Raw genomic sequence first — 12164 nt, 5'->3', positions numbered from 1 at the left:
CCAATGAAACAAGCTGAATTATTAAACAATCTAAAAAAAGTTGCCGCTCATGAAATCACACCTCAACAGGCAGCCGAAAAGTTGAGTGAAATTGATTTTACTGAATTGAATTATGCCAAGATAGATACTGCCAGAAAAAAGCGAACTGGTTACCCGGAAGTAATTTACGGAGCAGGTAAGACACCGGAACAAATCAGTGGGATCGCTACTGCATTGAAAAAACAGGGACAACCAGTCTTGGTTACTCGAGTAACACCCGAAAAAGCGACTAAAGTGCAAGAAAAAGTTTCTGATTTAAACTATAACTCAACTGCCCAAGTAATGATCTGGGAACCACAACCGGCGACTCATATTGGTGAAATTGCTATTGTTACTGCTGGAACTTCTGATATCCAAGTAGCGGAAGAAGCTGCAGTTACTGCCGAATTATTTGGCAACCAGGTAACTCGAATTTATGATGTTGGAGTTGCTGGTATTCAACGTTTATTTGCCAAATTAAATGTTATTCGGCAAGCAAAAGTAATCATTGTAATTGCGGGAATGGAAGGTGCCTTGGTAAGCGTTGTCGGGGGGTTAGTTGACCAGCCAGTAATTGCCGTTCCAACAAGTATTGGTTATGGTAGTAATTTAAACGGTATGACACCTTTATTGGGGATGTTAAACAGCTGTTCGGCAGGAATCAGTGTTGTTAACATTGATAATGGATTCGGTGCAGCTTACAACGCCAGTATGATTAATCACTTAGCCAGCAAGGGGGGAGCCAGATGAGAACATTAGTATTGGATGCTTTTTCCGGTATCAGTGGTGATATGTTTTTAGGAGCTCTTTTTGACCTCGGACTTTCAAAAAAGGCATTTGAAAATGAGTTGGCTAAATTACAAATCACTGGGTATCAAGTTCAGATTAAAAAAGCCAGTCATTCAAGTATTTATGGAACTAATTTTGATGTCATTTTAGCAGACCATCAAGTTAAGGATAATGGGATTACTGAGCACGGTCACCATCATGGGCGCAGTTTTGCAACTATTAAGCAATTAATTGAAGCCAGTGAATTGAGTAATTCAATTAAACGACGAGCACTTAAACTATTTCAAGCGATTGCCCAAGCAGAAGCTCATGTTCATCAACAAAAAATTGATGAAGTTCATTTTCACGAAGTAGGTGCCCTAGATTCAATTGTTGATTTGGTTGGAGCAGCAATTGCGCTTGATTTAATGAAGATTGATCAGATTATTGTTAATAATTTAGCAGATGGAACAGGAACAATTAAGATTGCTCACGGTATCGTACCTGTGCCCGTACCAGCTGTCATTCAACTTAGAGTTGGGACCAAAATACCAGTTCAAATCCGTTCTGAAGTCAAAACTGAGTTGATAACACCAACTGGAATGGCTTTAGTTAAGTGTTTAGCCAATGAATTTAATGTTAATCCAGCTGGTGTTTTAGAACAAACTGGTTATGGTTTCGGTAACCGTGAAATTGGCAGTTTAAATGCCTTACGTGCTAGCATTTATAGCACTTTGCTTAGTAACCAAAGTGTCAACCAAGAACACGATCAAGTTATGCTAATTGAAACTAATTTAGACGATGTAACCGGTGAACAGTTAGCAGATGGAATTGCCGGTTTAATCGAGCGAGGCGCCAAGGATGCTTGGAGCGAACCGATCATGATGAAAAAAGGACGACCAGCTTATAAACTCTGCTTACTAGCCGACCCAGCTCAACGCCAAATCTTAGTTAAGTATTTATTCGCGAAAACACCGGCAATTGGTGTCCGATATCAACTGTTGAAACGTGAAATTATGCAGCGAAAAGTTAAGTTAGTAAAGACCTCTTATGGAAAAATACACGTTAAACAACTAACGTATGGTGAGGTTACTAAATTATCACTTGAGCATCAAGAACTAGCCAAATTAGCTGCTTTAAATCAGCGACCGTTAGTTGATTTAAAGACTGAAATTTTAGCTGAATTACGGCAAATTAAGCAAAAGAAAGGAATTTAATTATGGAAACATTAAATAATAAAGAACAGAAATTACAAACAGTTTTAGCAAAATATGATCGAGTAGTGGTTGGATTTTCAGGTGGAATTGATTCAACTTTAGTTTTAAATGAAGCTGTCAAAGTTTTGGGCAAGGAGAACGTTTTGGCAGTTGTGGCCGACTCAGAATTATTCAGTGAAGAAGAGTACGCTAAAGCTATTGACTTAGCCGCTAATTTAGAAGTGAATGTCAAAGGAATTCAACTTGATTATTTGGCCGAAAAACATATTAAAAATAATACACCGGAATCATGGTATTACATGAAACAGATTTTTTATCGTCAACTGAATCGAGTAGCTGCAAAGTTTAATGCTGATGCTGTTTTAGATGGCATGATTATGGACGATCAAGCTGATTTTCGTCCTGGATTGCGTGCCCGGGATCAGGCTGGGGCAATTTCAGTTTTGCAGGTTGCCGGACTTTATAAAACAGATGTCCGTGAATTAGCTCAAAAACAAGGATTAAATAATTGGAACAAAGTAGCTTCTTGTTCTGTATCTTCGCGCTTCCCATATTACACTGAATTGACCAGTGAAAAATTACAACAAGTAATGGCAGCTGAAGCTTATTTGCGTCAGGCTGGTTTTGGAACGGTTCGGGTTCGGGTACATGATAAATTGGCCCGAATTGAAGTTCCCGTAGCACGAATCAATGACTTGGTTAATCAAAAAGATCAAATTACCACAAAATTAGAATCACTCGGTTATGAATTTGTCACAGTTGATTTGCAAGGCTTTGTCAGTGGACGGATGAACCAAGATCTTTCTACTGCTGAGAAAGAAAAAGTATTAGTGGGGTAAGGGGTAAAGAATCTATGCATTATTCGTTATTAGTTCGTTGTTTAGCAGAATTTATTGGAACTGCTGTGATGGTTGCTTTGGGCAATGGTTCAGTTGCCAATGTTGAATTAAAAGGTACTAAAGGTTTTCATGGTGGTTGGGTCTTAATTGGTTTTGGTTACGGAATTGGTGTCATGATTCCGGCAATGATGTTTGCCACTGTTTCAGGTGCACAGATTAATCCGGCCATGACTTTGGCTTTGGCAGCTACTGGTAATTTCCCGTGGAGTGAAGTTTTGCCATACATTATTGCACAGTTATTAGGTGCAATTGTCGGCCAATTATTAATTGTTTTAGCTTATAAACCATATTATGATGAAACAACTAATCCCGAGAGTATTTTAGGCACTTTTGCCACGATTGACGCTGCTAACAGTTGGGTTAACGGTTTTATCAATGAATTTATTGGAACATTTTTATTAGTGTTGGGAGCGTTATGTATTACAGCTGACAAAGTTGATTCACGAGCTGACTTTATCGGTTTAGGCTTTTTAGTGATGTGTCTTGTCGTTTCTTTCGGTGGACCAACTGGACCAGCTTTAAATCCAGCTCGTGATCTTGGTCCTAGATTGTTACACGCAATTTGGCCTTTTAAATTCAAGGGCAGCTCACAATTTAACTACAGCTGGGTTCCAGTTATGGCTCCGATTGTTGGTGCGGTTGCTGCAGCAGTACTTTATCAAGGTGTTTTTTAGCAACTGAGTGAACTCATTAATGCTCAGCTAAGATAAACAGCCGAGCGGTCATTTAAAAACCGTTCGGCTGTTGTTTTTATTTTTAAAGATCGGAGTGAAGAAGATTGAAAAGGAAATTAACTACAGCAGCACGTCACTATTATCTTTTGGTTTTTTTACTGCAACTTGTGGCTTTCAGTTGGCTATTCTTTGCTGCTAAGCAGCAACCAGCTATCTGGGGGCTAGGGTTAATCGCCTATACTTTAGGACTACGCCATGCTTTTGATGCTGACCACATCGCCGCAATTGACAATACAGTTCGCAAATTAGTCAACCAACGACAAGAGGCCGCTGGAACCGGCTTTTTCTTTTCTCTAGGTCATTCAACCGTTGTTTTCTTACTAGTTATAATTGTTAATTGCTCCATGAAATTATTTAAGCATAATCTACCATTTTTGCAAGACGTTGGGAATCGAATTGGTGGGCTTGTTTCTGGCAGCTTTCTTTTGTTGCTGGCGTTCGCTAACCTGGTAATTTTAATCAATTTGTATCAAACTGCCAAGAAATCAGCGGTTAACTCGGAAACAGATCCAAAATTAAACCAGTTATTAGCTAAACGCGGTTTTTTGACACGTTTTTTAATGCCCTTATTAAATTTAGTGAAAAAAAGTTGGCAAATGTATCCAATTGGTTTTTTGTTTGGCTTGGGATTTGATACGGCAACTGAAATCGCTTTGTTAGCGATCGCTGCTAGCAGTAATCAAACGCTAATTGGTTGGAACAACCTAGTTTTCCCATTAATGTTTGCAGCCGGGATGAATTTAATGGATACAACTGATTCGATAATGATCACGAGTGCTTATCGCTGGGCTTTTTCAAGTCCTAGTCGAAAGGTTTATTATAATTTAACCGTTACTTTGGTTTCGGTTATTGCTGCTTTTTTAATTGGCAGTATTGAATTAATGCAAGTTGCGATTAGCTTTATTAAACAGGGAGATTTAAAATTCAGTTGGCTTGCTAATTTAAATCTTAATCAGTTAGGAATTGACTTAAGCTTTTGTTTGTTAGCGATTTGGTTCTTGACTTATCTTAATTGGCAACACCACAATGCCAAGTCAAGTTTTTAGCCGGCTACTAATTAGAGCTACATTAATGCTGGTTTTATAATAATTATCGTTTTTTAATTTTTTTAATAAATAGTCTTGACTTTCTTAGCAAAACAAGTTAAATTAATAACAAGCAATTACGGAAGGAGTTTTCATCATGGAAAAACAGCAATTTAATTATTCAATTGATTTTGCCCTACTACTATGACCGAGGACTCTGACAATTTGTCGAGTCCTATTTGGCCATTGTAGAATGGGGCTCGCGCAAGACGGAAACGTCTCATTCTACATGAATGAGGCGTTTTTATTTGTTTTTTAATATTTTAAAATTTAGGGGGAGTTATACATGACAAAACAAATTCAATTTTTCGATACAACATTACGCGATGGTGAGCAAACAATTGGTGTCAATTTTTCAATTCAGGACAAAATCATGCTGGCCCAAAAGATTTCTGATTGGGGAGCTGATGTAATTGAAGCTGGATTCCCTGTTGCCTCTGAAAATGATTTTAAAGCGGTTCGTCAAATCGGACAAACCATTACTAACTGTAACATTATTGGTTTAGCAAGATGTGTCAAAAAAGACATTGATGCTGTAATTCGGGCTTTAGCTGATGCACCAAATGGTCAAATTCATGTTTTCATTGCAACGAGTCCAATTCATCGGGAAGCAAAATTGCATATGGATCAAGCTGCTGTTATTAAGACAATTACCGAATGCGTCAGTTATGCGCGACAATCGTTTGAACATGTTGAATTTTCACCAGAAGATGCCACCCGAACAGAATGGGATTTTTTGGTCAAAGCGATCCGAACTGCCATTAAAGCTGGAGCTGATGTAATCAATATTCCTGATACAACTGGTTATACTAATCCTGATGAATTTGGAGCTTTATTTGATTATTTGAAGAAAAATATCCCAGAATTTGATCGAGTCACATTTTCAGTTCATTGTCACAATGATTTAGGAATGGCTACTGCAAATGCCTTAGCTGCCATTAGACATGGGGCTACCAGAATTGAAGGAACAATTAATGGGATTGGTGAGCGAGCTGGCAACACCGCTTTGGAAGAAGTTGCGGCTGCCATGTATGTCAGAAAAGATTTTTATCAAGCTGAAAACCACGTAAACCTGAAAAAAACTTTTGAAATTGCCCAAATGGTGAGTGAAAAATCAAAAATGCCAATACCGCACAACAAACCAATTACTGGTGCCAATGTCTTTGCGCATGAATCAGGCATTCATCAAGATGGTTTCTTGAAAAATCATGCAACTTATGAAATTTTAACCCCGCAAAGTGTTGGAATTGCCCATTCTTCGATTCCTTTAGGAAAACTGTCTGGCTCGCATGCCGTCGCAACAAAATTGGCTCAATTAGGTTATCAAGTTTCAACAGCTGATATGCGGGAAATTTTCCCGATTTTCAAACAAGTAGCAGACAATCAAGCAATCGTCTCTAATGATGATTTGCGACAAATTATGCAACAATTCGAAAAAGTAGGTCAAATGAATTAAAAATTTTTATTTAGTTAACAAGTCACTCTGATTGACAGAATGACTTGTTTTTTGTTTTGCTTACTTTAAGTTACTTATCTTTTTTAAAAGAGGGTGTGAAAAATGAAGACTTTTCCAGATTTAACGCAACGACTTTATAATTTAATTTTAAATCCGGCTACCCGTGATTGGGAAAGGCAACAATTGGTCAAAGCTAAAATTTCTTTAAATGAGCGCTCGGCAACTGAGGTTTGGTCACAACTTGAATATCAGCTGCGACCATTGGCAGTGCGCAATAATCTCACACCAGCCGTTGCTGATTTTTATGCACTAATTAGCCATAACGAACGAGCTGGACAAACTTTTGATCTAACAATTCATCAAAACCCCGATCCAGCATGGCAAGAACGCGCAATTTTTGCGGGAGGATGTTTTTGGTGTCTAGTCAAACCGTTTGAGACCCGGCCAGGAATTAAAGCCGTAATTTCTGGTTACACTGGTGGAATAACTACTAAACCAACTTATGAACAAGTTAGCAGTCAAAAAACCGGACACGTTGAAGCAGTAGAAATTATCTACGATAAACGATTGGTCAGTTATCAAAACTTATTAGAATTATATTGGCAGTTGATTGATCCGACTGATGCGACTGGACAAATTAATGATCGCGGTAATAATTATCGACCGGTCATTTTTGTCCGTAACCAACGACAACGCCAAGAAGCAGAAACATCAAAACTGGCTCTAATTAATTCGCAAAAATTTTCCAAGCCAATTGTCGTTCCAATTGAAACAGCAACAAAATTTTGGCCTGCTGAAAATTATCACCAACAGTTTTATCGCAAACACCCTCAACGTTATCATTTGATTGCGCAAACTCGCCAAAATTATCTAAGAGTTCTTAAATTCTCCGGGAAAATTAAACAGCTTTTCAATAAAAAATAAATAAGAGAAAATCAGATAGTATAATGTCTGATTTTCTCTTATTTTTGAATCAAAAGCACTACTTATTTATGATCATTGCTTTGGTCCATTAATTGATCTAACGCCAATAAATCCTTACCATCAACTAAATCATATTTGGCGAGCAAATTGCGGGCGTTGACTTCTTCTTCGATTTGCTCGGTAATAAAATAATTTAAAAATGTCTGGGTCTCAAAATCATTTTTCGCCTGAGCTAATTGGTAAATCTTGCGGATACAACCACTAATATACTGTTCATGTTTTAATCCGCCTTGAATAACTTCTTTGACTGAAGCATACTTTTGTGAAGTATGTTCCACTGGGGTTAAGTTAACCTTTTGATCCATATCATGCAAAAAATTAATAAAACGCCAGCCATGATTAATTTCTTCATTTGCCTGATCTTTATACCATTTTGAAAAGCCGTGGAGACTGCGTTCTTCAAAGAAATTATAAAAATCCAAATAAATATACGCTGACTGAAACTCCTTATTAATTTGGTCATTCAACAACTGATAAATCTCTTTTTCCATTATGTTTCGCTCCTTTCATATTTATTTTACCATACTTTTAACAAACTGTTTGTGGATTCACAAAACAACTTAGGTCTGCGATAATTTAATTCAAAGGAAAGATTATTTAAACAGGGGAGGAACAAATGAAAAAGCATTGGTTTGGAATTATATTAGGGCTGTGTTGGGGATTATTGCTGATCTTTTCATCAAATGCTCAGGCTGATTCCAGTTACGAAATAACCGCTTATCAAGTTCAAGCAAATATTCAATCAGACGGTTCAGCAATCTTAACTCAACGAATTCATTATGATTTTGATGATGCAGCGCATGGTGTTTATTACCAACAAGCTCTCGGTAAACAACAACAAATTAAGGATATTTCGGTTGCTATCGAACAAAATGGAAAATTAAGTCAAGTGACTCCATCTACTAATGGTGCACAAAACACTTACCAGCAAACAAATACTGGTCAAAATGTTAAATTGAAAGTTTTTCATGCTGTTGATAATCAAGCCGTAACCTTTATTTATCGTTATCGAATTACAAATGTTATTACTAATTGGCAGGACACAGCTGAGATGAATTGGAAAATTATCGGTAGTGGCTGGGATGTTCCATTAAATAACATTAAAATTACTATTCAACTGCCAAAATATCCGGTCAAGCAGTTGCAGGCGTGGACACATGCCAGCACTAACGGTTATACCAAAGTCCAACGACAAAGAGGGCGTGTAATTATTACCGCTAAAAGCAACCCTGAAAACTCGTTCATCGAAAGTCGATTACTTTTCCCGACCAATATTACGCCGGCTAACTTATTAATAAAATCGGATAACCGAAAAAAGACTGTCCAAAGCCAAGAAGCTGCTTGGGCAAGAAAGGCAAATCAACAGCGTGAACAGCGACAACTGGTACAAACGATTGTTTTTGGCATTTTGTTTTGTCTGGGGTGGATAACTGTCTTAATCGTTCTGTGGTTAATGGCAAAAGCTAAGTCTCATCATCAAGCTTGGCCACGATCAACTCGACAGGCCGTTCATTCTTTTGAAGTTCCCAACTTATCAGCGCCTGTGGTTCAAAGCCTCTTATCTAACCGGTTACCTGATTCTAAAGCTTTAAGTGCCGCTTTAGTCGAATTGGCTGCTCAAAGAAAGCTAGCTATTGAAGAACAAACTGAAAAAATAAAATTTGAACAAAAACCAAACTATCGGATAACTTTACTAGATTCAACTTTGCTAAAGACAGCTAATATTTGGTATCAGTTATTTAATACAGTTGGAAATGGTAAAAGTTTTACTTTGCAACAACTCAAACAGGCTGGTAAATCGCCGATAACCAGCAAAAGATTGCAAGCAGCTTTTAAAAAATGGCAAAAAGCACAACAAAAAATTGCAATTGAACAAAATAGCGTCGATCAACATATAAAACATCAAAATACATGGGTAACTATTTTGACTGGAGCAGCAATCATTCTATTATTAGGTGGCAGTTTTGGTTTGAATGCAAAACTATTAATTGGAATTGCTGGCAGTTGCAGCTTGCTGATGATTTTTCTAGTAATCTTTTTCTTAAAAAAACACTCTCCTTATACAGCTGAAGGAGTGGCTTTGGTTAATCAATTACGTGGCTTCAAAAAAATGCTGGCAGATATTGGACGTTTTAATCTCAAAGAAGTCGGTGAACTAGTTCTTTGGGAAAAGATTATGCCTTATGCTGTAGCATTTGGGCTAGCCCCTAAAGTAGCGGCAGCTTTAAAAGCTAACTTTGATACCGAAGAACTAGAGAGTAGTTTTATAATTTACTATCCATTTTTTATTAATGGAAAAGATTTTGACTTTGGTGAAGTTTTTGCTAACAGCTTTTCGACTAGTCTTGCTTCAACTAGTGGTAGTTCAGGAGGCTTCAGTGGGGGAAACTCTGGAGGCTTTGGTGGCGGTTCCGGTGGTGGAGCATTTTAATAATTAAAACTACTAATTTTTTATTGAACAAAACTCACAAATAGTGTATCCTTTAGTTGTAATTAAATCGGCGATGACGTTCGCCATAAATAATTGGCTAACAATTTGATGACGTCTACTGTACTGAAATTGGTGCAGTAGACGTTTTTTTATTAGTTAGCGAAAGGGGAAGAGTATTATGTCACTTTTTATTGATTCGGTTAAGGCCCGGGAAATTTTTGATTCCCGCGGCAATCCAACAGTTGAGGCAGACGTGATTTTATCAGATGGAACTTTAGGTCGTGCTGAGGTTCCTTCTGGTGCTTCAACCGGCGAAAAAGAAGCAGTTGAACTGCGCGATGGCGGCCAGCGCTTACAAGGCAAAGGAGTCAGTCAAGCAGTCAATAATGTTAACACTGAAATTAATAAAGCATTGCATGGTGAAGATCCCTTTAACCAAGCTCATGTTGATCAAGTCATGATTGACTTGGACGGCACTCCCAATAAAGCTCGTTTGGGTGCTAATGCAATTTTGGGTGTTTCAATGGCCGTAGCTCGTGCAGCCGCTCAGGCAACCCAGCAACCGCTATATCGTTATTTAGGAGGTACTGATTTAGAATTACCACAAACCTTCCATAATGTAATTAATGGTGGGGAACATGCTGATAACGGAATTGATATTCAAGAATTTATGATTACACCCGTTGAACGAACGAGTTTTCGTGACGGATTTGAAAAAATCGCTAATACGTATCATACCCTCAAAAAAGTAATTGAAAAAGCTGGGTATACCACCGGTTTGGGTGATGAAGGTGGTTTTGCTCCAGATTTGAAATCTTCGACCGAGGCCTTGCAAATGCTACATGATGCAATTGTCAAAGCCGGCTATACACCTGGTAAAGAAATTGCGATTGCTTTTGATGCAGCTGCCTCATACTTCTATAACCGCGAAACCAAAAATTACGATTTCGAAGGCAAAACTTATACGCCAGCTGAACTGGGAGAGTATTATATCAGTTTGTTGGATAAATTCCCAGAAATCATTTCAATTGAGGATCCTTATGGTGAAGAAGACTGGGATAACTTCGCTGAGTTTACTAAAAAGTATGGTCATCGGGTTCAAATCGTCGCAGATGATCCAGTCTGCACCAATCCAAAATTAATTCGAGAAGCAATTGAAAAAGGAATGGCCAATTCGATTTTGATCAAACTAAACCAAATCGGAACTGTGACCGAAACCTTAGAAGCAATTCGCTTAGCCCGCAAGAACGGTTATACAACGATGATTTCTCATCGTTCCGGTGAAACTGGTGATACTTTTGTAGCTGACTTCACCGTTGCTACTAATTCAGCTGAATTAAAGTCTGGTGCTCCAGCAAGATCCGAACGAGTTGAGAAATACAACCAGTTATTGCGCATCGAAGAAGAATTAGGTGTTGATGGAACGCGGTTAGCTCACTTTCCAGATAACGTTAAATTTGATTAACTTGCTTTAAAAATTAAATAATACTAGACTAACTTGACTTGAAAAATAAAGGGTTGGCACAAAAATAATTTTGTGTCGCCTTTTTGATTTTATCAGTACTCACACAAATTTTTATGTGATTAAGATTTAGCAACAAAAGATTAGCGAGAATGCTAGAAATTTTTCAATAACAATTTTAAAATATAGCTTAGAAGATAACTGTTAAGAGAGGACTAAGTGATTTGAAAAAAATAGCTCTAATTGCCGATGTTCATGGAAACTATACTGCCCTGAAAGCTGTGTTAGCTGATGCCCAACAACGAAGAATCGATGATTATCTTGTCTTAGGCGACATTGTTAATCGTGGACCTGCACCAGAAAAATGCCTGCATGCACTGCAGGAAAAACATCCCTTAGCATGGGTAATTGGAAATCACGAACAAGTCTATCAAAGTTTACTACACCAAAAGTTTCAAGATTATACGGCGAATGAAAAAGCAATTTTGGCAATCATAACTTCCGGCTATGATCGTTGTTATCTAAAACATCATGAATTCAACTGGTTAGCCAATTTGCCATTGTGCCAGGAAGTAACGATTGAAAAATTAAAGCTACGAATTTTTCATGCAACTCCAACTAGTTGTCGGGGACATTTAACTGTTCCAACCGCCGATCAAGCTAATTTCGACGAATTGTTAGCAAACTCGGATGCCCAAATTGCAGTTTATGGTCATACGCATCAAACTTTGCTGCGGCAAACAAGTGATGGTCGTTTGATCATTAATCCAGGAAGTATCGGTTTAGCAGTTTCTGGTCAAGCTAAGCTAGTTGCTGGACAAGCAAAGTACGCAATTTTAACAATTTCGGAACAAAAACTACTTGACTTACAATTTTTATCCATAGCTTATGATGTAAATTCAGAAATCGAATTAGCTGAAAAAAGAAAACTTCCATTTGAAAGATTATATGCGTTCTTACTGCAAACTGGGGTCTTTACTTATACTAAAAATAATGTCCACAAAGAAAATTTAACCCATAATTATCTAGAACAAGCGAGAAAACTGATTGAGGAGAATGGTTGGTAAACAAATAGTTTAAAAAAATGTTAAAAACTCTGGTTCCATTTTC

General features: G+C 37.7%; 11 protein-coding genes and 1 riboswitch. Of the genes, 10 read left to right on the top strand and 1 reads right to left on the bottom strand.

Translation table 11 applies throughout. The features are described from left to right. Window positions 1–3: 3 nt before the first annotated feature. The 7 genes from larB to msrA all read left to right on the top strand — a co-directional run bounded on the left by larB (window position 4) and on the right by msrA (window position 7101). Window positions 4–768, top strand: a complete 765-nt coding sequence (gene larB / locus G6O73_RS04135; RefSeq protein WP_057886045.1) for a nickel pincer cofactor biosynthesis protein LarB — start codon at window positions 4–6, stop codon at window positions 766–768. Continuing rightward, complete coding sequence (larC, locus tag G6O73_RS04130; protein WP_057886044.1) at window positions 765–2003, top strand: nickel pincer cofactor biosynthesis protein LarC; 1239 nt, start codon at window positions 765–767, stop codon at window positions 2001–2003. Before larB ends, larC begins: the two co-directional genes overlap by 4 nt. A 2-nt stretch (window positions 2004–2005) precedes the next feature. Beyond that, a complete protein-coding gene (gene larE, locus G6O73_RS04125) occupies window positions 2006–2842 on the top strand; it encodes an ATP-dependent sacrificial sulfur transferase LarE (protein ID WP_057886043.1) in 837 nt (278 codons plus the stop codon). A 14-nt stretch (window positions 2843–2856) separates the two neighbouring features. After that, entirely contained in the window at window positions 2857–3576 is a 720-nt protein-coding gene (locus G6O73_RS04120) for an MIP/aquaporin family protein (protein WP_057886042.1), read from the top strand. 104 nt (window positions 3577–3680) lie between these two features. Further along, complete coding sequence (locus G6O73_RS04115) at window positions 3681–4682, top strand: HoxN/HupN/NixA family nickel/cobalt transporter (protein WP_057886041.1); 1002 nt, start codon at window positions 3681–3683, stop codon at window positions 4680–4682. A gap of 325 nt (window positions 4683–5007) precedes the next feature. After that, a complete protein-coding gene (locus tag G6O73_RS04110) occupies window positions 5008–6177 on the top strand; it encodes a 2-isopropylmalate synthase (RefSeq protein ID WP_057886040.1) in 1170 nt (389 codons plus the stop codon). Between the two features lie 102 nt (window positions 6178–6279). Then, the gene (gene msrA, locus G6O73_RS04105; protein WP_057886039.1) at window positions 6280–7101 is read left to right on the top strand and encodes a peptide-methionine (S)-S-oxide reductase MsrA; all 822 of its coding nucleotides are present in this window, start codon (window positions 6280–6282) and stop codon (window positions 7099–7101) included. A 62-nt stretch (window positions 7102–7163) separates the two neighbouring features. Here msrA and G6O73_RS04100 read toward each other — a convergent pair whose 3' ends face one another. Beyond that, a complete protein-coding gene (locus tag G6O73_RS04100) occupies window positions 7164–7652 on the bottom strand; it encodes a ferritin (protein ID WP_057886038.1) in 489 nt (162 codons plus the stop codon). 125 nt (window positions 7653–7777) lie between these two features. Here G6O73_RS04100 and G6O73_RS04095 point away from each other — a divergent pair, with 125 nt between their 5' ends. From G6O73_RS04095 to G6O73_RS04085, 3 genes are all read left to right on the top strand, one after another. Then, entirely contained in the window at window positions 7778–9592 is a 1815-nt protein-coding gene (locus G6O73_RS04095; RefSeq protein ID WP_057886037.1) for a DUF2207 domain-containing protein, read from the top strand. Between the two features lie 60 nt (window positions 9593–9652). Beyond that, window positions 9653–9717: riboswitch (Fluoride riboswitch) on the top strand. Window positions 9718–9770: 53 nt separating this feature from the next. After that, complete coding sequence (eno, locus tag G6O73_RS04090) at window positions 9771–11057, top strand: phosphopyruvate hydratase (RefSeq protein ID WP_057886036.1); 1287 nt, start codon at window positions 9771–9773, stop codon at window positions 11055–11057. Between the two features lie 221 nt (window positions 11058–11278). Beyond that, the gene (locus G6O73_RS04085) at window positions 11279–12121 is read left to right on the top strand and encodes a metallophosphoesterase family protein (protein ID WP_057886035.1); all 843 of its coding nucleotides are present in this window, start codon (window positions 11279–11281) and stop codon (window positions 12119–12121) included. The last annotated feature ends 43 nt before the right edge of the window (window positions 12122–12164 follow it).

The organism is Liquorilactobacillus nagelii DSM 13675 (assembly GCF_019444005.1).
Classification (GTDB): Bacteria; Bacillota; Bacilli; order Lactobacillales; family Lactobacillaceae; genus Liquorilactobacillus; species Liquorilactobacillus nagelii.
The sequence above is the reverse complement of the archived record's forward strand: the minus strand, read 5'-3'. Positions and strand labels throughout refer to the sequence as shown.